The 23,987-nt window shown below is 35.6% G+C and carries 13 protein-coding genes; 11 read left to right on the plus strand and 2 right to left on the minus strand.

Annotated features, from left to right (window positions below; all coding sequences use genetic code 11):
* The first annotated feature begins 11 nt into the window (after positions 1-11).
* The 11 genes from gatA (at position 12) to FA045_RS02960 (ending at position 21,129) form a co-directional block, all read left to right on the plus strand.
* Positions 12-1,433 (plus strand): Asp-tRNA(Asn)/Glu-tRNA(Gln) amidotransferase subunit GatA, encoded by a 1,422-nt coding sequence (gatA, locus tag FA045_RS02910; RefSeq protein WP_136874251.1) that lies wholly within the window; start codon positions 12-14, stop codon positions 1,431-1,433.
* A 112-nt stretch (positions 1,434-1,545) separates the two neighbouring features.
* Positions 1,546-2,955 carry a lytic transglycosylase domain-containing protein gene (locus FA045_RS02915; protein WP_136874253.1) on the plus strand — a complete coding sequence of 470 codons (1,410 nt, stop codon included), beginning with the start codon at positions 1,546-1,548 and terminating at the stop codon, positions 2,953-2,955.
* A 530-nt stretch (positions 2,956-3,485) separates the two neighbouring features.
* Entirely contained in the window at positions 3,486-5,801 is a 2,316-nt protein-coding gene (locus tag FA045_RS02920; protein WP_136874255.1) for an NADP-dependent malic enzyme, read from the plus strand.
* 5 nt (positions 5,802-5,806) lie between these two features.
* Positions 5,807-6,391: a Holliday junction branch migration protein RuvA gene (ruvA, locus tag FA045_RS02925; RefSeq protein WP_136874257.1), complete on the plus strand. Its 585-nt coding sequence runs from the start codon at positions 5,807-5,809 to the stop codon at positions 6,389-6,391.
* A gap of 9 nt (positions 6,392-6,400) precedes the next feature.
* Positions 6,401-13,567 (plus strand): T9SS outer membrane translocon Sov/SprA, encoded by a 7,167-nt coding sequence (gene sov / locus FA045_RS02930; protein WP_136874260.1) that lies wholly within the window; start codon positions 6,401-6,403, stop codon positions 13,565-13,567.
* A gap of 77 nt (positions 13,568-13,644) precedes the next feature.
* Positions 13,645-14,025: a glycine cleavage system protein GcvH gene (gene gcvH, locus FA045_RS02935; protein WP_136874262.1), complete on the plus strand. Its 381-nt coding sequence runs from the start codon at positions 13,645-13,647 to the stop codon at positions 14,023-14,025.
* A gap of 3 nt (positions 14,026-14,028) precedes the next feature.
* Positions 14,029-14,436 carry a VanZ family protein gene (locus tag FA045_RS02940; protein WP_136874264.1) on the plus strand — a complete coding sequence of 136 codons (408 nt, stop codon included), beginning with the start codon at positions 14,029-14,031 and terminating at the stop codon, positions 14,434-14,436.
* A gap of 274 nt (positions 14,437-14,710) precedes the next feature.
* Positions 14,711-17,500, plus strand: coding sequence for an outer membrane beta-barrel family protein (locus FA045_RS02945; protein WP_136874266.1), 2,790 nt, complete (start codon positions 14,711-14,713; stop codon positions 17,498-17,500).
* A gap of 121 nt (positions 17,501-17,621) precedes the next feature.
* Positions 17,622-17,837: a FeoA family protein gene (locus tag FA045_RS02950; protein ID WP_136874268.1), complete on the plus strand. Its 216-nt coding sequence runs from the start codon at positions 17,622-17,624 to the stop codon at positions 17,835-17,837.
* A 13-nt stretch (positions 17,838-17,850) separates the two neighbouring features.
* The gene (gene feoB / locus FA045_RS02955; RefSeq protein WP_136874418.1) at positions 17,851-19,953 is read left to right on the plus strand and encodes a ferrous iron transport protein B; all 2,103 of its coding nucleotides are present in this window, start codon (positions 17,851-17,853) and stop codon (positions 19,951-19,953) included.
* Between the two features lie 564 nt (positions 19,954-20,517).
* Entirely contained in the window at positions 20,518-21,129 is a 612-nt protein-coding gene (locus tag FA045_RS02960; RefSeq protein WP_205943083.1) for a SprT-like domain-containing protein, read from the plus strand.
* Here FA045_RS02960 and FA045_RS02965 read toward each other — a convergent pair.
* Together FA045_RS02965 and FA045_RS02970 are read right to left on the minus strand one after the other, a co-directional pair.
* Positions 21,081-21,896 (minus strand): hypothetical protein, encoded by an 816-nt coding sequence (locus FA045_RS02965; protein ID WP_136874272.1) that lies wholly within the window; start codon positions 21,894-21,896, stop codon positions 21,081-21,083. The genes FA045_RS02960 and FA045_RS02965 overlap by 49 nt on opposite strands.
* 56 nt (positions 21,897-21,952) lie before the next feature.
* Positions 21,953-23,929 (minus strand): alpha-ketoacid dehydrogenase subunit alpha/beta, encoded by a 1,977-nt coding sequence (locus FA045_RS02970; protein ID WP_136874274.1) that lies wholly within the window; start codon positions 23,927-23,929, stop codon positions 21,953-21,955.
* Positions 23,930-23,987: the final 58 nt, after the last annotated feature.

The raw sequence follows: 23,987 nt of genomic DNA on the forward strand, positions 1-23,987 counted from the left end.
AATCTCCAATTTTGAAGAAATATACCTCTTTAACAGAGATACAAGGACTACTTACGCAAAATCAGCTTAACTTAAAAGATTTATTGTCCTACTATTTTGAGCAGATTAAGCAAAATCAACACCTCAATGCTTTTAATGAGGTGTTTTTTGATTCTGCAACAAATCAAGCCAATGTTGTGCAACAAAAGTTAACAAATGGCACTGCAGGTAAACTTGCAGGCATGGTTATCGGTATAAAAGATAACATTTGCTACAAAGACCATCAGGTTTCTGCTTCCTCAAAAATGCTCGAAGGTTTTGTTTCGCCTTATTCATCAACAGTTGTTGAGCGTTTAATTGAACAAGACGCCATCATCATTGGTCGCTTAAATTGCGATGAATTTGCAATGGGAGGATCTAATGAAACCTCATATTATGGCGTAGTAAAAAATGCCGCAGATCAAGAGAGAGTAGCTGGTGGTTCATCCGGTGGTTCTGCAGTAGCAGTACAAGCAGATATGTGTTTAGCTGCGTTAGGTACAGACACAGGTGGTTCAGTTCGTCAGCCAGCAGCTTTTTGTGGTAATATTGGTTTTAAACCAACTTATGGTCGTATTTCTAGATACGGTGTAATAGCTTATGCTTCTTCATTTGATCAAGTAGGAACAATCACTTCTTCGGTTAGTGATGCAGCCTTATTGTTAGAAGTTCTTGCTGGTAAAGATGATGCAGATAGCACCGTTTCTACATTACCCGTACCAAACTACTCACAAAATTTAGCGCAAAGCGGAAATAAAAAAATAGCCGTTTTAAAAGAAACCATTGATAACGAAGCGCTAGATCCTGAGATAAAAGCAGCTATTTTAAAAGCAATTGAAAAGTTTAAAGCGCAAGGTCATCAAATTGAATATGTTTCTTTTGATATGTTAGCTTATTTGGTGCCAGCTTATTATGTGTTAACCACAGCAGAGGCTTCATCAAATTTATCAAGGTACGATGGTGTGCATTATGGATACAGAAACACACAAGCAGAAAGCTTAAATAAATTGTATAAAACATCTAGAGCCGAAGGTTTTGGCGAGGAAGTAAAGCGTAGAATTTTATTAGGTACTTTTGTTCTAAGTGCCGGATATTATGATGCCTACTACCAGAAAGCTCAACAGGTAAGAAGGTTGATCAGGGAAAAAATAGAAAATTTATTTAATGATTATGATTTTCTCTTGAGCCCAGTTACGCCAACACCAGCGTTTAAAATTGGCGAAAATATGCAAGATCCGTTGGTAATGTACATGGCAGATATTTATACCGTTTTGGCCTCATTGGCTGGTATACCGGCAGTTGCATTACCTTTGGGCAATAATGCAAGCGGTTTACCGTTAAGTGTTCAATTAATGACCAAACATTTTAATGAAGAAGGTTTGCTCAATTTATCAGATCGTTTTTTAAAGGAATAAAAGTTTACGTCATTTCGACAGAGCGCACTTGTTCCGATTTTACATCGGAAGCGACGAGAAATCTTTTTCATCTCTTCGCACCGCAATCGAATTGACGAAATACAAACAGCCTATGAGAAGAATAATACTAACCACATTAAGTTTTCTTGCTTTTTTAACTGCAGCCGCACAGGTGGTTACAAAAACAGCACAGGTAGATACATTGTTAAAGCGAATTGTACAAAATTCAACTCCAGATAGCATTCAGGTTCCAGTTGCATCACCTGTTTTATTTTACAATCAAAATTTTCTGCATCAACTTAGGCTAGATTCTATTCAAAAAACTGTTCCGTTAAGCTACAATGAGTATGTTCAAAATTTTATTGATGCTTTAGGTAAGCAGAAAAATAGAATGGGCCAAATGTTGGGCCTATCGGGATATTATTTTCCGATTTTCGAAAAAGCTTTAAAGGCCTACAACATTCCCGAAGAAATTAAATATTTGCCGATTATAGAATCTTCTATGAATCCTCATGCCATTTCTAAAGTTGGTGCAACCGGTATGTGGCAATTTATGTTTGGTACTGCAAAAGCCTATGGCTTAAATATGGATAATTTTGAGGATGAACGTAAAGATCCGATACAAGCTAGTTATGCTGCGGCGGCTTACTTTAGAGATGCTTACGAAGAATTGGGTGATTGGCTTTTGGCCATAGCCGCTTATAATTGTGGCAAAGGCAATGTAACAAGAGCTATCACAAAAGCAGGTTCACGAGATTTTTGGGAAATCCGTAAGTTTTTACCAAAAGAAACTAGAGATTATGTGCCAGCTTTTATTGCCGCTGTTTATTTGATGAATTATCCAGAACAACATGGTATTGCTACCAAAAACGCAGTAATTAATTTTAAAACAGATACAGTTCAAGTTAATCATTTTGTGGCATTGGCCGATGTAGCCAAAGCGATCAATTATGAGGAGGAAACTTTAGCGGTTTTAAATCCATCGTATAAAAAACGTATTGTAAACGGAACCGAACTTACGCCTAAGCGAATTATTTTACCTCAAGTTGCACAAATGGATTATACGCAATTGTATAATGTGCTTAACAATGACGCAGTGGTAGAAAAAAATATCATCTTAGCATCAACCGATGATGTGAGGGATTTAAGAAAGCTTGCCGCAGTTAGAAAAAGACCTGTTACGCAAATCTTAGCTACCACACATAAAGTAAAAACGGGTCAAAATTTAAGCCAGATTGCAAATCTTTATAAAATAGAAGTTCAGGATTTGAAAGTTTGGAATAATTTAAAAAGTAGTACAGTTATACCCGGACAAAATCTTAAAATACAAGGTAGCAAAGTTAAGTTAAGTAGCAAACCAATTGAAAAACCAGATTTTGTGATGTATAAAGTTAAAGTGGGAGATACACTTTCTAGCATAGCTGAAAAATTTGATGGAGCTACTGTTGCTAACATTAAAAAAGCCAATAATTTGTCTAAAGCAACCATACAGCCAGGTATGGTTTTAAAGATTAAGGGTTAGCTAATACTTAGGCAAGCAAGTAACCAACTATCTTGAAGCGTCATTCCGAACGAGTTTTTTACGAGGAGGAATCTCTAAGTTTTTTTGGCAGAATCTTATGTTAGAGCAGTAAAGATTGGAAAGAGATATCTCCCCGAAATAAAATCGGGGCAGGCTCTCGCTGCGCTGCGTTCGATACGAAAGACTTTAGTCTAACGCTTAGTTAATTGCTACAATTGCTTTGTTCTTAAGCCTGATTTAGCGTAAATACTTTTACCAAAGTCCCAGCCACGGCTGGGATTTAGGGGTAAAAGATTGCAGCGATAGCAGGGCTAAATTTTCCGAAGATTTACTTGCTTTCACTTTCTAATTATTAAAATAAACACTGAATAAAAGGAATATCTTTTTATAGCTAAGTGTTTAAACAGCTATTATTTTCTTTGCTTATATTTCTATGATGAGATGTTTAAAATATGGAATTGCTTTTCTAATTCTTTAAATATAATTACTCGTTAAAAGTCGTAACTTTGCCCCTTACCAATAAGTATTTTATGAGTAAAACGAATAGAAAACAAGACGCTTTAGATTATCATTCGCAAGGGCGACCAGGAAAAATTCAGGTTGTACCTACTAAACCATATTCATCGCAAAGAGATTTAACTTTGGCCTATTCACCAGGTGTTGCTGAGCCTTGTTTAAAAATTGCCGAAAATGTTGAAGATGTATATAAATATACTGCAAAAGGCAATTTGGTAGCTGTAATTAGTAATGGTACAGCTGTTTTAGGCTTGGGAGATATTGGTCCGGAGGCTGGGAAACCAGTAATGGAAGGCAAAGGCTTGTTGTTTAAAATATTTGCTGATATAGATGTTTTTGACTTAGAACTTGACACTAAAAATGTTGATGATTTTGTAAAAATTGTTAAGGCTTTAGAACCAACTTTTGGTGGCGTAAACTTAGAAGATATTAAAGCGCCAGAGTGTTTTGAAATTGAGCGTCGTTTAAAAGAGGAAATGAATATTCCGGTAATGCATGATGACCAACATGGTACGGCAATTATATCGGCTGCGGCGTTGTTAAACGCTTGCGATTTACAAAAGAAAAAAATAGATAAAGTTAAAATTGTAGTTAATGGCGCTGGTGCGGCTGCAATTTCTTGTTCTCGTTTATATGTTTCGCTAGGAGCTAAAAAAGAGAATATTGTAATGTGTGATAGAAGTGGCGTAATTCGTCATGATAGAGATAATTTAGATGCTATAAAGAGAGAATTTGCTACTACACGTAATTTAGATACTTTAGCAGAAGCCTTAAAAGATGCAGATGTGTTTATCGGTTTATCATCTGCAGATTGCGTTACCGTAGAGATGTTAAAATCTATGGCTAAAAACCCAATTGTTTTTGCCATGGCTAATCCAAACCCGGAAATTGCTTATGATTTGGCAATTAGCTCACGTAAGGATTTGATTATGGCAACTGGCCGTTCAGATTATCCTAACCAAGTGAATAACGTTTTAGGATTTCCGTATATTTTTAGAGGTGCTTTAGATGTTAGAGCAACAAGTATTAACGAAGCAATGAAGATTGCCGCTGTTAAAGCGATTGCAGAATTGGCTCGGAAATCTGTTCCTGAAGCTGTAAATATGGCTTATAACGAACGTAATATCAAATTTGGTAAAGAATACATTATTCCGAAGCCAATGGATTTTCGTTTAATGACCAACGTTTCTATGGCAGTTGCAAAAGCAGCGATTGAAAGTGGTGTTGCCCGTAAAGTAATTACCGATTGGGATGCTTACGCAGAAGAATTGAAACGCCGTTTAGGTATGGACGATTCGATTATGCGTGCTTTAACTAACAAAGCTAAATCGGCACCAAAACGTGTAGTTTTTGCAGAGGCTGATAACTATAAAATTTTAAAAGCAGCGCAAATAGTTAAGGATGATAATATCGCCATTCCAATTTTATTAGGAAATAAAGAAATCATTCAGCAAATTATTGAAGAAAATGGTTTAGAGTTAGAAGGAGTTGAAATTATTGAAACTGCTTTAGAGCCAGCAAGAATGAAAAAATATGCTGATGCTTTATTCCAAAAAAGACAACGCAGAGGTATTACTTTATTCGAAGCACAAAAATTAATGCGTGATCGTAATTATTTTGGCGCTTCTATGGTTGAGTTTGGCGAAGCCGATGCCATGATTTCAGGCTTAACAAAAAACTATGTTTCTACCATAAAACCAGCTTTACAAGTAATTGGAACTGAAGCAGGTGTTAATCGTGTGGCAGGTATGTACATGATGATGACCCAAAAAGGACCAGTGTTTTTTGGAGATACTACGGTAAACGTAGACCCAACTGCCGAAGAATTGGTAGACTTAACCTTGTTGCTAGAAAAATCGGTAAGGAAATTTAACATACAACCACGTATAGCTTTATTGTCTTACAGTAACTTTGGTTCAAACGAAGGTATTGTGCCAGAAAAAGTAAGAAAAGCGGTAAAAATCTTACACGATCAACATCCTCAAATTGTAGTGGATGGCGATATGCAAGGAAACTTTGCCATGAATAATTCGCTTTTGAAAGAGAACTTTCCTTTTAGTAGTTTAGTAGATGCGCCTGCAAACACACTTGTTTTCCCTAACTTAGAATCAGGTAACATTGCTTATAAATTATTACAAGAATTGGGTGGTGCAGAAGCAGTAGGTCCAATTTTGTTAGGATTAAAAAAACCTGTTCATATTGTTCAATTAGGAAGTTCGGTGAGAGAGATTGTAAATATGGTTACTATTGCAGTGTTGGATGTGCAGGGTAAAGAAGAGGCCGCTAACCCAAAAAGAAAAGGTATTTTAAATAAATTAGTTAAAAAATAAAAATAATGTTTGCGTATATTGATGGGAAACTGACCTTTAAGTGTCCAACTTATGTAGTAGTAGAGGCTGGAGGTGTGGGTTATCACATCAATATATCGCTAAACACCTATTCTGCTATTGGTAATGCAGAGCGATGCAAAATTTATACATGGCTCCATGTAAAAGAAGATGCACATACACTTTATGGCTTTGCTGATGAAGGCGAAAGAAGGTTGTTTCTACATTTAATTTCGGTTTCTGGTATCGGACCAACAACCTGTAGAATGATGCTTTCATCCATTACGCCAGTAGAAATACAGAATGCCATTATACAAGCAGATGTGGCATTAATACAGCAGATTAAGGGAATTGGGGTAAAATCTGCCCAACGTATCGTTTTAGAGTTACAAGATAAACTTAAAAAGGAAGGCCCAGATTCACTGATTTCTATGCCTTTACACAATACTACCCGTGATGAAGCGTTATCTGCGTTGATTATGTTAGGCTTTGGCAAACAAATTGCAGATAAGGCATTGGATAATGCTATAAAAAAGGCCGACCAAGATTTAACGGTTGAGCAAATGATAAAAGTGGCTTTAAAAAACTTATAAAATTCGCGATTGAGAAATAAATTTACGTTAGTTGTACTTCTACTGTTTATTTTTGTTGGTCGCGAAACCTTTGCTCAGGTAACTCCAACAAAAGCAGGAGTAGATACGCTTAAAAATTCTTTTAATATTCGTGAAAAACAGGGCTTGGGTTTAAGAACAAACTCAAATCCGTTTTTAGGTTTACCAGATAATGTAAAACGTGTTGTAGAGTACGATGCCCAAAACAGGCGCTACATTATTACCGAGCGTATTGGCGATCGACTATTTTCTGCACCGCAATATTTAACCATAGAGCAATATTTAAGGTTAGTAAATAGCGAAGTAAAACGCGAAAATTGGCGTACACTCTCTAACGCAGAAATTAATGAGGTTAGGCAAACTGGAATTATTCCGCCAGTAAAAATTAACAGTAGAGTTTTTGAGAAAATATTTGGCGGTACAACCATTGATATACAGCCAAGGGGCGATGCTGAGCTTACGTTTTTAGGGCGTATCAATAAAAATGAAAATCCGCTTTTTAACGAACGCCAACGTGTTCAAAGCAATTTTGATTTTAACCAGCGCATCCAAATGGATGTTACTGGTAATATTGGTAACAATTTAAAAATTAAAATGAACTACAATACCGAGGCTCAGTTTGATTTCGAAAACCAGATCAAGTTAGATTATACTGGCGGTAAAGACGATATCATTAAAAAAATTGAGGCAGGTAACGTTAGTTTGCCTTTAAATAGTACGTTAATAAACGGTACACAAGCGCTGTTTGGTATAAAAACGCAAATGCAGTTTGGTAAGTTAGCTGTTTCTACCGTTTTTAGTCAGCAAAAATCTCAATCAAGAGAGCTTCAAATAAATAATGGTGCTCAACAAAATGAATACAGGGTTATTGGTAGCGATTATGAGGCCAATAAACACTATTTTTTAGCTAAGTATTTTAGAGATAATTACAACAGGGCTTTATCAAATCCTCCAACTATACTTTCGGGTATTTTAGTAACAAAAATTGAAGTTTGGATTACCAACAAAACAGGTAATACTCAAGATTCAAGAGATGTGTTGGGATTTTTAGATTTAGGTGAAAATCAACCTTATAATACTGCACAAGTAACAGGTGGTGGTTCGGTACTTCCATCTGGTTTTACCAATCCAACTTTTCCCAATCAGTCTAATAATTTACTGGCAAACTTACCAGCAAATGCTCGCCAAACCAATAGCAATGGCGTTATTTCTTATTTTGCTGCCAACGGATCTACAGATAATTTTGCCAAGCTAACTTACGCCAGAAAACTTACAGAAAGAGAGTATACCTTTCAGCCACAATTGGGTTATATTTCTTTAAATAACGCCTTAAATGCTGATGAAATTTTAACAGTTGCTTATCGTTATACGTTTAATGGTGTAGAGTATCAAGTTGGAGAGTTTTCTACAGATGTTGCATTTGATCAGGCTGTGCCAAACGTACTTTATACAAAATTATTAAAAAACGAAACCATTAAAACCAATTTGCCAACTTGGGATTTGATGATGAAAAATATTTACGCTATTGGCGGTTATCAAATTAGTCCGCAAAATTTTAAGTTAGATATTTTTAGAATTGATGATAAAACTGGAGTAGAAACACCCTTGCTTAGAGAAGGATCTAGAACCGCACTTAAGCAATTTATATCCTTAACCAATTTAGATCAACTCAATCAGCAGAAAGAGAAAAAACCAGATGGGATTTTTGATTTTGAGGCAGAAAATAAACCATTTGTAAATACGCAGCAACAATACCAAAGCAGCTTGCCCAACTCAAATACTTTAAATAGCTCAAATGCAAGTGCCATTCTTAATAATACCAATAATGGCTACGTAACTATTGATCCATTAAATGGAAGAGTTATTTTTCCGTTAATTGAGCCTTTTGGGAAAGATTTGGCCGATAAATTTAGCCTGCCGGGAGAACAGCCATTGGCAGATAAATATACCTATCCAGAGTTATATGATTCTACCAAGGTAGTCGCTCAACAGCTTTTTGCTAAAAAGGATTTATACATTATTAAGGGAGCTTATCAATCAGAAATTGCTTCAGAATTTTCACTAAATTCTATCAACGTAACCGAAGGTTCGGTTAAAGTTTTTGCAGGCACAATTCCTTTGCAAGAAGGGGCTGATTATACCGTAGATTACCAAGGAGGAAGAGTAAAGATTGTAAATACCGCAGTGCTAATTTCTGGTCAGCCGATTAGAATTACCACTGAAAATAACGAATTATTTGGCTTACAACAAAGGTCTCTTTTTGGTGCAAGGTTCGATTATCGGGTAAATCCCAAATTAACTTTGGGGGGTACTTTCATGAATTTATCTGAGAAACCTCTTACCCAAAAAGTAAACTATCGTGAAGAACCCATTTCTAATACCATTTTTGGTTTCGATGCAAATTACAGCTCGCCATCCAGATTTTTGACAAAATTGGTTGACAAAATTCCGTTTATCTCAACCAAAGCACCTTCAAGTATTACTTTTGCAGGAGAGTATGCGAAGTTAGTACCAGGCCATCCGAGCGCAATAAATTCTGGTGTTGATAAAGGTGGAGCAAGTTATTTAGATGATTTTGAAGCATCTCGTTCTATAATCGATTTAAAAAGTGCAGTGCCTTGGCAAATTTCAAACACGCCGCAGTTTTTTACCGAATCGCAATTAATAGATGATTTAGCCTACGGATACAACAGAGCTAAACTGGCTTTTTACAACATCGATCCAATATTTTATAACCAAACCTCAACAGATTTACCATCTAGTTTAAGGAATAACAGAAACGAACTTTCTAATCACTATGTGAGAGAAATTTTAGAACAAGAGGTTTTTCCTTTTAAGGAAATTGCCACTGGTCAGCAAATTAACTTGCCGACTTTAAATTTGGCCTATTATCCCATGCTTCGTGGTCCTTATAATTATGCAACAACAGGTTTTTCGAGTAATGGCTTTTTAAACAATCCACGTTCGCGTTGGGGAGGTATTTCTAGAAGGGTTGATGTAAATGATTTTGAGGCTAATAATATTGAATATATTGAGTTGTGGATGATGGATCCATTTATGTATAAACCAGCTTCGCAAGGGGGAGATTTATATTTTAACATCGGTAATATTTCAGAAGATATTTTGCGTGATGGAAGAAAATCTCTGGAAAATGGCTTGCCGGCAAATGAAGATCCAAGCAAATACGATGAAACAAGTTGGGGTAGGGTAACTAAATTACAGCCAGTAATACAAGCTTTCGACAATGATCCTGCGGCAAGAAGAGCACAGGATGTGGGTTTAGATGGTTTGTCTAACGCCAACGAAAAAGCCAAGTTTGCAGCATTAATCAGTCAAATTACAACGCAATTAAATCCAGATGCGGCTTTGGCTTTCGGTAACGATCCATCGTCTGATGACTATTCTTACTTTAGGGGTGGCAATTTAGATATTTCAAATGCAGGGATTTTAGAGCGCTACAAAAACTTTAATGGGCCAGAGGGAAACTCTAAAACTTCGCAACAATCATTAGATGAGTTGGGTTTACAAAATTCTGCATCAACCGCTTTGCCAGATGGCGAGGATATCAACAGAGATAACAACATGACTCAGTCTGATGAATATTTTCAGTATAAAATATCGATGAGGCCATCAGATTTAATTGTTGGACAAAACTTTGTAACTGATAAAGTGGTAACTCCAGTTAAACTAGCAAATGGACAAACCCAAAATGCAACTTGGTATCAAATTCGTATTCCGTTAGCGCAATACCAGCAAAAGGTTGGTGGTATTCAAGATTTTAAATCGATAAGATTTGTAAGAATGTTCATGACAAATTTTGCTGATACTGCAATTTTAAGGTTTGCGAAAGTGCAATTTGTAAGAGGAGATTGGCGACAGTTTAACGCTAAAAATGAATCGATTAATGTAATTGCAGATCAATCTTTAATTCCGGCTACGCCAGATAATTCAACTATAGAAGTAGCAACTGTAAATATCGAAGAAAACGGAAAGCGTTCTCCAATTCCTTATGTTGTGCCACCAGGTATTATCAGAGAAAGAGATTTCAGTAATTTTAGAGGAGATACCCGCCAAAATGAGCAATCATTATCGGTTATTGTTAAAGGTTTAAGAGATGGATATGGAAGAGCTGCCTTTAAAACAGCAATAAACGATTTTAGATCTTACAAACGTTTAGAAATGTTTGTCCATTTAGAGGATTTGCCAAACAATGATCCATTAGATGATTATGATTTGCAAGCCTTTTTAAGAATAGGAACGGATAATTTAGATAACTATTACGAATACAACCAGCCCTTAAAAGTCACACAACCATTTACAAGCGATCCGGCAGCAATTTGGCCAGACGAAAATAAAATGGATATAGAGTTGGAGCTTTTTCAAAGGGCTAAAACTGCCAGAAATCAGGCACGTACTAGCGGCGGTTTGCCTTGGCCAATTAATGTTCCTTTTACTTATAGCGATGGTAGAAATACGATTGTAGTAAAAGGACAGCCAGACATGAGTAAAGTTAGGGTTTACATGTTGGGTGTTAAAAATCCATTGCGTAATCCTGCATCACCAGCCGGAGATGATGGATTAGATAAAAGTGCAATGGTGTGGTTTAATGAGTTACGTTTAACAGAGTTTGATGAACGTGGTGGTTGGGCGGCAACGGCAAGAATGAATGCAAAATTAGCCGATTTTGCCGATTTGAATATATCAGGCAGTAAATCTACCATCGGTTTTGGTTCTTTAGAGAAAAGAGTTAGTGAGCGTAACCGTGCTGACAATGAATTTATCGATGTGTCATCAAGCATTGAATTAGGGAAGTTTTTACCTCAAAAATCAGGCATTAAAATCCCGATGTATGTGAGTTATTCTAAACAGGTAGCTACCCCACAATTTGATCCGCGTACACCAGATATCGAATTAAAAACTGCATTAGCATCCGCATCTAAAGCGCAAAGAGATTCGATATTAAACTTTGCACAAGATTACACAACCAGAAACAGCATTAACTTTACCAACGTTCGTAAAGAGCGAACTAACCTAGAAAAAAAGGTACAGTTATGGGATATAGAAAACTTTAATGTTTCTTACGCACAAACTAAATTTGCGCATCGCGATTTTATAAATGAGCGAAGCATCCAGCGTAATTACCGTGGTTCTATAGCTTACAATTACGCCCGAACGCCTAAAAACTATATGCCTTTTGATAAGATTATTAAATCTAATAGCCTTAAATTGTTAAAGGATTTTAACATTACCTTAATGCCAAGTGCCATTAATTTCAGACTAGATGTAGATCGTTTTTATGCAGAAAATACATTGAGAAATAATGATCCCAATAATTTTCTTCCGATTAATACCACTTTCAATAAAAACTTTTTGGTATCAAGAGTTTATGGTATCGCATGGGATTTAACCAACTCATTAAGTTTAGATTTTGATGCTACAAACTTCTCGATTATAGATGAGCCAGATGGCAGAATTGAAGGTTTAAAAAGAGATACACTTTGGCAGAATTTAAAAACATTAGGTAGAACTACAGACTACAACCACAATTTAAATGTAAGATATAATTTGCCAATTGGAAAAATACCGGGTATGGATTGGTTAACAGTAGCAACAATTTATGGTACTAACTTTAACTGGCAAACCGAACCGCTTTCTACCTTAAGAGATCCGAATATTAATTTGGGTAACACCATTCAAAACTCCAGAACTATACAAGTAAATCCTACATTATCGTTAACTAAGCTTTACAATAAATTTGGTTTTATTCGTAAAAGTTTAAACAGAACCGATTCTACCACAACTTTTTCTGATATGCTTTTGGGGCTGTTAACAAGTGTAAAAAATGTTAATGTTGCATTTACTCAAACCAAAGGAACATTCTTGCCAGGATATTTACCACGTACAAAATATTTTGGGGTTGATGATGTTACCGGGGCACCTGGTTTGGGCTTTGTTTTTGGTAGCCAGCGAGATATTAGAGATTTAGCTTTTGGGAGTGGTTGGTTAACTACTGATGAATTGCAAACACAGTTGTACATTAATACTTTAAGAGAAGATTTTCAGTTGACAGGAACAATTGAACCTTTACGAGATTTTAAAATTACTTTGAGTGCGGTTAGAAATCAAACCTTAAATTACGCTACTAATTTCAGGTACGATAACAGCATCAGTACATTCAGAAATTTAAGTCCAACAACTACTGGTGATTACAGCGTGTCTATCATTAGTTTAAGAACTGCATTTAAAGACAAAAATGGAAGTACGGTTTCTTCATTATTTAACGAGTTTATGGCGAATAGACAAACTATTTCAAATAGATTGGGTGCTCAAAATCCAAATTCATCGGGTAATGCAAATGGTTTCGCCGATGGATATGATAAGCGTTCGCAAGATGTAATCATCTCTTCTTTTTTAGCAGCATACACAGGTAAAAAGGCAAATTCATCTAGCTTAAATAACTTGCCAAAAATACCGCTTCCGAATTGGAGAATTACTTATGGAGGTTTATCTAAAATCCCTTTTATAGCAGATCGGCTTTCTGAATTGAGTTTAAGACACGGCTATCGTTCTACGTATAGTGTAAATGGTTTTAATAGTTTAATCAAATATCAAGAGAATAATGGCGCTGTATCAAGTAGGGATGTAAATCAGAATTTTTTACCATTTTATCAATTTGGTCAAGCAAATATTTCAGAACAATTTGCCCCATTAATAGGAATTGACACCAGATTAAAAAACAACCTTACGGCTAACTTCGAGATAAATAAAACCAGAATTATGGCTTTAAGTTTAGCCAATAGTCAGCTCGCTCAATTATCAGAAAATAACTTGGTTTTTGGTTTAGGTTACCGAACTACAAAATTCCGTTTGCCATTTGGATGGTTCAGTAATCTAAAATTAGACAACAACATGGATTTCAAATTGGATGTTTCTGTTAGAGATAACAAAACGGTAATTTACAGAGCAGATATTGAGGAAGCAGAAGTTTCATCGGGTGCTAAAAATATCTCGTTGAGGCCAACTGTAGATTATGTGCTTAATCAACGTTTTAATGTGAGGCTATTTTACGATTCGAATATTACCAAACCTTATACCTCGCAATCATTTAACACCTCTTTTAGCAATTTTGGTTTTAGTTTAAGGATGACACTGAATTAGTAATTGCGATAGCGCAGTTTAATAATTATCTTTGTTCATTAAATATTTACTAAAAAAGATTTTTAAAATATAATACAATGAATTTTCCATCAGAATTAAAGTACACAAAAGACCACGAATGGGTTAGAGTAGAAGGAAACGAAGCTTATATCGGTATTACCGATTTCGCTCAGCGTGAATTAGGCGATATTGTTTATTTAGATATCAATACCGTTGGTGAAGAAGTAGAGCAAGAAAAAGAATTTGGAACAGTAGAAGCAGTAAAAACAGTTTCTGATTTATTTATGCCAGTTACAGCAACTGTTTTGGAAGTTAATACTGCATTAAATGACAACCCTGAATTGGTAAATTCTGATCCTTATGGCGAAGGCTGGATGGTGAAAGTTACTTTAAGCGACGCTGCTCAAGTTGATGCTTTATTAAGCGCTGATGATTATAAAGCTTTAGTTGGCGCTTAATTGATGAAAATATATGAAGCACTAAAGTCGCAACGCTGGTCTATTTTATGGGCGGTTATAACTTTAGTGCTTTGCAATATAAAAATGCCTGAAGGCGATGAAGGTTCGGGCATTTTTTTTAAAGGATTTGATAAAATGGCACATTTAGGATTTTTCTATGTGTTAACTGTTTTATTATTTTATGGTAAAATCAATTATCAGCATAATTTCAGCTTTCGCTCACTCACCATTTTCAAAATTATTTTAATTTGCGTATTTATTGGTGGCGGAATAGAAATACTGCAATGGAAAGTTTTCACTTACCGATCTGCAGAGTGGTGGGATTTTATTAGCGATATGATGGGTTGCTTTATGGGCGTTTTTAGTTATGCTTTACTCCATTTATCAAACTACAATGAAAAGAAGGTTTAATTTCTTTTTAATTTTATTAATGGCAGCAGTATTAAGTTCTTGCGGATTGTTTAAGCCGTCTTGCTATTGTCCAAAAATGCCAAAATCACGCTTTAAAGTGTATTAACAAAGGGTTTTATACCTCAAATTTTTTTAACGCTCCTTCTCAAAAACTACTCTGTAACGATAAAGTTAGTTGTATTTAAAATGTTACCCATTTTTTATCATGTGCTAACAAACTTTTGCGGTTAACCGTAGTCTGATAGGGTAACTTTACAAAATTATAAATTAACAAATGAAGACAATTTTACAAAAAACAATAATTTTTGCTTTACTTTTTATAAGCTATTATGCAAATGCTCAAACGGGAGGATCGGCCACTGGTAAAGTTTTAAATGGTAAAGATAAAACACCCGTTGATTATGCATCAGTAGCTGTAAAGCGTTTATCAGATTCGGTTACAGTTGGTGGCACGAATACCAATGCAAACGGAACTTTTACAGTTAGCGGTTTAGCGCCAGGTAAGTACAAATTATATGTTGCTTACATTGGTTTAAAAACTATTAATAGAGATTTTGAAGTAACAGCAGCCAAACCAAGCATAGCTTTTGGAGATTTGGTAATGGAGAATACTGGTGTACAATTAAATACTGTTATTGTACAAGGCGAAATCCCGCCAGTAGTAGTTAAAAAAGATACGTTAGAGTTTGATGCAAAAACCATTAAGGTTAAGGAAAACTCTGTAGTAGAAGATTTATTGAAGAAAGTACCTGGCGTTGAAGTTTCAAAAGATGGTACAGTTACTACACAAGGTGAGAGCATTAAAAGAGTAAGGGTTGATGGTAAAGATTTTATGGGTAGCGATCCATTATTGGCTACTAGGAATTTACCTGCTGATATGGTTGATAAAATTCAGATCATTGATGACATGTCTGACCAAGCAAAATTCTCTGGTGTAGATGATGGTACCCGTGAAAAAATCATCAACATTGTTACTAAAAATGGAGTTAAAAATAAAGGTTTTGTAGGGAACAACACAGTTGGTTACGGCTCAAACGATAGATACGATGTAAATTTAAGTGTAACTAGATTTAATGAAAATCAACAAATCTCATTATTAGGTCAGTTTAATAATGTAAACAAACAAAACTTTGGTGGTGGAGTTGGCGGCGGTGGCGGCGGTCGTGGACAAAATTTTGGTGGTGGTAACGGTCAACAAGCAGGTATTACTACAACTAATGCTGCAGGTATTAACTTTGCTGATACTTATAAAAATGGTACACAGTTTAATGGTAGTTATTTCTTTAACAAAACATCGTTGTTTAATACCAACAGTTCATTCTCGCAAACATTTTTGGGTAACAATACCAACTCTAACAGAAGCGATTTAGAAAGTACTACAGAACGTTTAAACCACCGTTTAGATTTTACTTTAGATACAAAAATAGATTCAAGTACCTCAATTAGAATCAGACCAAACTTTTCTTTTAGTGATAACAGCGCTGAAAGCATGAACACTTACAACAGAATTTCGTTAATTGGAGATGCTGTGGGTTCACAAAGTTTCAATAGTAATTCTAAATCTCCGGCTTTGAGCAACAATATGTTGATTAGGAAAAAGTTTCAACGTAGAGGTCGTACTTTATCATTAAATGTGAATACAAATTACAATGATAATGATGCCGATAATATCAATATCAACCCAGAGACTTTAACTTCTCCAACAAATGTAGTTTCACAAAGAAACTTAAATCAATTAATTGATAATACCTCTACTTCTTTTAGTAACAGTGCCAGATTGGTATTTACCGAGCCACTTTCTAAAACATTAAACTTAGAGTTAAACTACCAAAACGGATTTAATTTTGATAATCAAAGTAGATTTGTATATGATTTTAACAACACCACACAACAATATGATGTAGTTAATGTTGACTTTAGTAATGAGTTTGAGAATAAAACATTGACTAATGCATTGGGTTTCAGTTTCAGTAAAAATGAAAAGAAATATAACTGGAATGTGGGCTTAGCGGCTCAGCAAACACACCGCGAAAATGCCAACTTAACTACTGATAATGTATTTACACAAAACTTTATCAATCTTACACCTTCTGCAAATTACAGGTATAATTTCAGTAATACCAAGCGTTTAAACATTAGATACGATGGTCGTACCAATCAACCAAGTATTACACAAATTCAGCCAATACCTGATAATACCAATACACAAACCATATTTTTAGGTAATCCGAATTTAAAACCATCATTCTCTAACAACTTAAGAATTTTCTATAACAATTTCGATTTTAAAAGCTATCGTCAATTGTTTTTAGGCGCATTTATTACGCAAACTATTAATGGGTTCGGTAATAGTCAGACTTTAATAACTGATCAAGCAGATCCAAATTTTGGTAAAATTGCTAATAGTTTTGTAAATGTTGATGGAAATATTAATGCTAATGTATTTGGTACGCTTGGTTTACCAATTATTAAAGGTAATAAGCTAACGCTAAACATAGATGGTCGTGCTAATTATAATAGAAATACAAACATTACAACTAACCTAGAAAATATTACCAACGAATATATTTTTACAAACGGTTATAGATTGGTTTCTAACTTAGATAAATTAGATATGGTTGCTGGTATTTCAGGTACAATGACTAGAGCAACTTACACTATTGGTAACAATACTAAGTTTTATAGACTTTCACCTAATGTAGATATAAGTTATTTATTCCCAGGTAATATTCGTTTACAAGCGGATTTAAGCTATATTAAACAAACAGGTGGAGGTGTAGGTTACGATACCGATTTCACATTAGTAAATGGATATATTAGTCGTCAATTCTTTAAAAATAGAGGAACATTCAAGTTAGCTGTAAACGATTTATTTAATCAAAACACTGGTATTTCAAGAAGTGCTGGTAGTAACTCAATTACCGATTCGAACTTTAACGTGTTAAAACGTTACTATATGTTCTCATTTACTTATTCTTTAAGTAATATCGCAGGTGTAGCAGGCAGAGGTCAACAGCAAGGTGGCCCAGGAGCAAGAGGTATGAGAATGGGTGGAATGATGTAACCTTAATTTAAAAATTTATAAAGTCGCTGCCTTTTGGTTAGCGACTTTTTTTATGAGATTATGCGCTCTTGTTATTTGGATTTAATATAAATAAAGGCTAAATTGCGCCATATTTAAGTATATGAAACTTTCGCAGTTAAACCCAGGAGAACAAGGTACAATCGTTGCTTTTACAGATTTAGAAATGTCTGTAAAGTTAATGGAAATGGGCTGTTTACCTGGTGAAGTTGTAGAGGTAGAGCGTTTAGCTCCACTCGGCGATCCAATAGCCATCCGCGTTGCGGGATATCAACTTTGTTTACGTAAAAGCGAAGCAGCTGTCATTATAATTCAGTAACACCTTGGCCGATATTAAAGTTGCATTAGTTGGTAATCCTAATACCGGAAAATCTACCTTATTTAATCTCTTAACAGGATTAAATCAGAAAGTAGGAAACTTCCCAGGTATCACAGTCGACAAAAAAGTTGGCTATTGTAAACTTGCTGAAGGCAGAACAGCAGAAATCATTGATCTTCCCGGTACCTATAGTTTATACCCAAAAAGTAAAGATGAGGGCATTGTATTTCAGGTACTAGCCGATAAAAGCAATTCAAGTTACCCTGATATAATTGTTCTGGTTGCCGATGCTACAAATTTAAGGCGTAACCTTTTGCTTTGCTCGCAAGTTGCAGATTTAGGTTTACCGATGTTATTAGTGCTCAATATGACAGATATGGCTCGTAAAGAGGGTATACATATCAACGTTAATATGCTTGCCAAGCGTTTGGGTATCCAGGTTGTAGCCATGTCGGCACGCAAAAATGATGGTTTAGAGACACTTAAAAAAGCGCTTGCAAACACTACAAACATTAGCACACAAATTAACGGTGTAGATGCGAATTTATTTGCTTCAGAAGCAATCAGCGCTGTAAAACAAAAAATAAATATCGATAATGATTATTATGCTTTGCAAGTTTTACATCAGCACGAGCATTTAACTTTTTTTACTCCACAAGAGCAACAAGAAATTGAAGCCATTGAAAAAGAATTTGGTTTCGAATCTTCTAAATTACAGGGAGCAGAAACCGTTGCTCGTTACCGCTATTTAAGTACTGTATTAACAGATGTTATTTTTGATACTGGCGCTGAACGTAAGTTCAAAAACACGGATAAATTAGATCGGATTTTAACGCATAAATTTTGGGGTTTTGCCATATTTTTGCTTATTCTTTTTGTTATTTTCAATGCAATTTTCTCTTGGGCATCTTACCCGATGGATATTATTGAAGGTGCTTTTGGCTGGTTAACTACAGTTGGGCATGAGCGTTTACCAGATGGTTTATTAACCGATTTATTGTTAGATGGAGTAGTTGCTGGTTTAGGTGGTATCGTAATTTTCGTGCCACAAATCGCTATTCTGTTTGCTTTTATCTCCATTTTAGAAGATACTGGTTATATGGCCAGAGTTACTTTTATGATGGATAAAATGATGAGCAAAGTTGGTTTAAGTGGTAAATCTGTTGTACCTATGATTGGCGGTTTGGCTTGTGCAGTTCCTTCTATAATGGCGGCCAGAAACATAGAGAGCTGGAAAGACAGAATGATTACCATTATGGTTACTCCGCTGGTAAGTTGCTCAGCAAGACTTCCCGTTTATATTTTAATCATTTCCATTATTATCCCATCAGAAAGTGTTTGGGGTATCATCAATAAACAAGCTATTGCTTTAATGTTTATGTATTTGGTGGGTATTGCAGCTGCTGTTATTGTAGCATGGCTCATGAAATTTTTGATCAAAGCGAAAGAAAAATCTTACTTCATTATGGAGTTGCCAGTTTACCGTATGCCACGATGGAAGAATGTAGCTTTAACGGTTTATGAAAAATCTAAAACTTTTATTTTTGAAGCTGGTAAGGTAATTATTGCCATTTCAATTGTACTTTGGGTAATGGCATCATTTGGCCCAGGAGATCGTTTCGAAAAGATTGATCAAAAATATGCTACAGCATTGGCTGATACCACCCAAAATACCGATCACATTAACTCTTTAATTAGTAGCGAGAAACTCGAAAACTCTTACGTAGGTATACTTGGTCATGCGATAGAACCTGCCATTAGACCATTAGGTTACGATTGGAAAATAGGCATTGCTCTAATAACTTCTTTTGCAGCTCGTGAGGCTTTTGTAGGTACAATGGCTACAATTTACAGTGTTGATGGCGGAGATGAAGATACTGGCACTATTAGAGAAAGAATGATTGCTTCTAAGAATAGTGTTACAGGTTTGCCAATTTATACTTTTGCCACAGGTATTTCTTTGATGTTGTTTTATGCCTTTGCTATGCAATGTATGAGTACAGTTGCAGTGGTATACCGTGAAACTAAATCATGGAAATGGCCAATGATCCAACTGGTTTACATGACGGCGATGGCTTATGTAGCGGCGTTAGTTGCGTATCAATTTTTGAAGTAATAGCTCTTTTCGTCATTGCGAAAACTTGCAATTCCGACTTGGAGGAATCTCATAGTTGATTTCAGTATTTATTATTTATTTGGGCGTGTCCCAAGCTGCGCAAGGGTCAGGCTATTCGCTACAATCTTTTTGGCGAGGCTGCGCCTATAACGCCAAAAAGTATTTTCACTACTATCCTTCACGCTAGCACGATGGAATTCTGCTCCCTTGGAGGGGTGCCCAATGTCCTTAAGTTAAGGAGAAAATAAAAAGTAATTGTCATCCTGAGCGTAGTCGAAGGACAAATTATTTTTTTTTGACCATTGAAAGATCTTCGACTACGCTCAGACTGACAGCGTTTGTATTTAACTAAAGGATTGTAGGATGCCCGACGCGGCGAGCGGGGTGGTTAATCTATAGTTTGTAAGTAAAAAAAAGCTTTAACCTACACAATCTTTATTAGTTGTTTCAAACTTTGGCAATCCAAAACAGGATTTACAAAGTGGAAATGGATCCTGTTAAAAAGTAGCAAGCACTATGTTTCTATGTGGTAAATTATCTTAATTAAATCCTTAAATTTGTATCGTGAACAAAATCGAAGTTTTAGCACAATATTTACCTGAACAAGCCGCTCCAATTATAGCCAAATGGATCGACTATTTTCAGTGTGAGTTTAAAATTTCAAAAAATAGAGCCACAAAACTAGGTGATTATCGCCATCCCTTTAAAGGCAATGGGCATAAAATTTCAGTTAACAACGATTTAAATTCTTACGCCTTTTTAGTAACCACCGTTCATGAGTTTGCACATTTGCTCACATGGAACGATCATAAAAATAAGGTAAAACCTCACGGCGCAGAGTGGAAAAATAATTTTAAGCGGATGATGAAACCTTTTTTTGAGTTAAATATTTTTCCCGAAGATATCCACCACACCATTACCAATTATTTAAATAATCCAGCAGCATCTAGCTGTACAGATTTAACTTTAGCAAGAGCTTTAAAAAAGTACGATGCCTATTTAGCCACTAATCGGATAGAAGAAATTCCTATCAACGCTGTTTTTACGCTAAAAGATGGTAGAAAGTTTAAAAAAGGCGAAAGAATTAGAAAGCGTTACAGATGTTTGTGTTTAGATAATGGTAATATCTATCTATTTAATCCTTTGGCAGAAGTATTATTGGCGACAGGCACATAAACAGCTTCTCTATCAATTACTTTCCAATTAAGATTTAATTTCACGTCTTTAAAATCTATTGGGTTGTTTAGTAAACTATCTACCAATTCATCTTTTTGTTGAACCAAAATGCTTGCTGTGTAGCTATTTTGTACTTTACTTCTTAAAATAATATACCTACTATCTGGGTAAGTGGTTATATTTTCGAAAACCATATCAAATCTATCTTTCCCTTCCAAAACCTCGTTCAAGGTTTTTACAGTTTCTAGATAAGTTTTATCGTTTTTTGAGCTCACACTTAATGGAACATCAACATAAGGTAAGGCTTCAATCGCGTCCTCGGCAGATGCTGTTCTGTTTTCAGTTTTAAAAACGGTGTTGCTACGTAGAAATGTTCGGCTATTTTTAATAATTTTTCCTTCATTGTTAGATAGTTCGTTTTTTACTTTCTCTAAAACTAAACTGTCGTTTCTAAAATAATAGGCTTTTAAAGTATGGCTTGCGCCACCATTGTAGGCGTTTTCTGTAATTAAAACTGTGTTACCATTTTCTGTAAATTTTTCTACATAAAATGATAAATCACCTAGCATATAAACCAAGCTGGTTTTTTTGTTCAATTTTAATTGTTTCTGATCTATTTGGTTGCTGTATTCGATAATAGATTTTGCAGTTAAATCTGTTGCAAATTCATCACTTAATGCTGCTTCTGGATGGTCGGATTTAAATTGATTACAGCCTAAAATTGTACTAAAATAAGCGATTAAAATTAAAAAAGTATACAATTTCATAAGGCATCCATAAATTAGGTATCTTATTTACAGACGGACTATTATCGTGCCAAGGGTTAGTAAGCCAATACTTTCTCTACCGCTTTTCCCAATTTACTTTTCGCTAAAAAACTATCTTCTAAAACCTTGCTCATTGGTATGGCGGTATCTAAACTGGCACAACGCAAAACTGGCGCATCCAAATATTCGAAACAATGTTCTGCTATCCAAGCAGCAATCTCAGCACCAAAACCACTGCTCAAGGTATCTTCATGCAAAATAATTACTCGCCCGGTTGCTTTTACTGCATTGGCAACAGTTTCTTTGTCCCACGGTTGTAAGCTTATTAAATCCACCAATGTAACAGAAATTTCTGGATGTTGGTTTAAATATGCTAATGCCCAGTGTACGCCTAAACCATAAGTAATGATAGTTAATTGTTCGCCTTGCTTTAAGATATTTGCTTTGCCGATTTCAACGGTATAGTAGCCATCAGGCACTAAACCAGTAAGGCTGCGGTACAAATACTTATGCTCAAAATAAATTACTGGATTAGGATCTTCAATAGCAGCCATTAACAAACCTTTCGCATCATGTGGGAATGCTGGATATACTACCTTTAAGCCTGGGGTTTTTGTAAACCAAGCTTCGTTACTTTGCGAGTGAAATGGACCAGCTCCAGTGCCTGCACCCGTAGGCATCCGCACAACAACATCTGCTTTCTCGCCCCAGCGGTAATGTGTTTTAGCTAAATTATTTACAATTTGGTTAAAACCACAAGTTACAAAATCGGCAAATTGCATTTCTACAACTGCTTTGTAGCCATTTATAGATAAACCTAAACCAGCACCCACAATTGCAGACTCGCAAATAGGTGTATTGCGAACTCTCGCTTTACCAAATTGCGCTACAAAACCATCGGTTATTTTAAAAGCACCACCATACTCTCCAATGTCTTGTCCCATAATTACCAAGTTATCGTAACGTTGCATGCCTTCTTTTAAACCAGCGGTAATGGCATCGAGATAACGCAGTTCAGTTTTTGCCTCTACAGGTGCTACAACTTGTTGTTGGTAAGGATAAAACATATCATCCAACTCTGTTACATCATTGGCAATAGGTTCTGGTTCATTAAAAGCAAATTCAACATCTGCTTCAATTTCAGCTTTAAATTTGCTTTTTATCGTTGCAATTGTATCTTCATTTATTACATTTTCGCTCAACAAATAATTCTCAAAATTCTGAACGGGATCTTTCTTCACCCATTCATCAAACAAATGTTGAGGAACATATTTTGTGCCTGAAGCTTCTTCGTGGCCACGCATTCTAAAAGTTAAACACTCTACCAAAATTGGGCGTGGGTTTTCGCGGATGCTGCTAGCCAATTCGCTTAGTTTATCGTATACAGCTAAAATATTATTTCCATCTAACTGTAAACCTTCAATACCATAACCAAGCGCCCGATCGACTAAATTTTTGCATTTATATTGTTCGTTAGTTGGGGTAGATAAGCCATAACCATTGTTTTCTATCAAAAAGATTACTGGTAAATTCCATACTGCTGCCACATTAATTGCCTCATGAAAATCGCCTTCGCTGGTTGCACCTTCGCCTGTAAAAACTAAGGTTGCATTTTTTTTGTTGGCAATTAAATCTGCTAATGCTATCCCATCGGCCAATGCCATTTGTGGCCCCAGATGCGAAATCATTCCAATAATTTTATAATCTTGTGTGCCGAAGTGAAAAGAACGGTCGCGACCTTTGGTAAAGCCTGTTACTTTACCTTGCCATTGTGCCATCAACTTTGTTAATGGGATGTTTCTGCTGGTAAAAACACCTAAATTTCTGTGCATTGGCAAAATGTATTCATCGCTCTGCATAGCTAAGGTGCTACCAACGGCAATGGCTTCTTGTCCAATACCCGAAAACCATTTGCCAATTCTGCCTTGTCGTAAAAGAATAAGCATTTTTTCCTCTACCATACGTGGGTAAAGTAATGTTTTATACAATGCTAAAAGCTCAGCATCATCTTTATCTTTTCTATCGAACTGCATATTTGGTTGGTGTTGTAAATGTTTATTATTTCGAATGTAACACTCCAAACGCTACTCT

Source organism: Pedobacter cryotolerans, assembly GCF_005116475.1.
In the GTDB taxonomy this organism is placed as follows: Bacteria; Bacteroidota; Bacteroidia; order Sphingobacteriales; family Sphingobacteriaceae; genus Pedobacter; species Pedobacter cryotolerans.

Excerpts from the sequence above, each read along its gene's own strand:
- FA045_RS02915 (WP_136874253.1), top strand. The coding sequence starts at position 1,546 with ATGAGAAGAATAATACTAACCACATTAAGTTTTCTTGCTTTTTTAACT.
- FA045_RS02920 (WP_136874255.1), top strand. The coding sequence starts at position 3,486 with ATGAGTAAAACGAATAGAAAACAAGACGCTTTAGATTATCATTCGCAA.
- ruvA (WP_136874257.1), top strand. The coding sequence starts at position 5,807 with ATGTTTGCGTATATTGATGGGAAACTGACCTTTAAGTGTCCAACTTAT.
- gcvH (WP_136874262.1), top strand. The coding sequence starts at position 13,645 with ATGAATTTTCCATCAGAATTAAAGTACACAAAAGACCACGAATGGGTT.
- FA045_RS02940 (WP_136874264.1), top strand. The coding sequence starts at position 14,029 with ATGAAAATATATGAAGCACTAAAGTCGCAACGCTGGTCTATTTTATGG.
- FA045_RS02945 (WP_136874266.1), top strand. The coding sequence starts at position 14,711 with ATGAAGACAATTTTACAAAAAACAATAATTTTTGCTTTACTTTTTATA.
- FA045_RS02950 (WP_136874268.1), top strand. The coding sequence starts at position 17,622 with ATGAAACTTTCGCAGTTAAACCCAGGAGAACAAGGTACAATCGTTGCT.
- FA045_RS02965 (WP_136874272.1), bottom strand. The coding sequence starts at position 21,896 with ATGAAATTGTATACTTTTTTAATTTTAATCGCTTATTTTAGTACAATT.
- FA045_RS02970 (WP_136874274.1), bottom strand. The coding sequence starts at position 23,929 with ATGCAGTTCGATAGAAAAGATAAAGATGATGCTGAGCTTTTAGCATTG.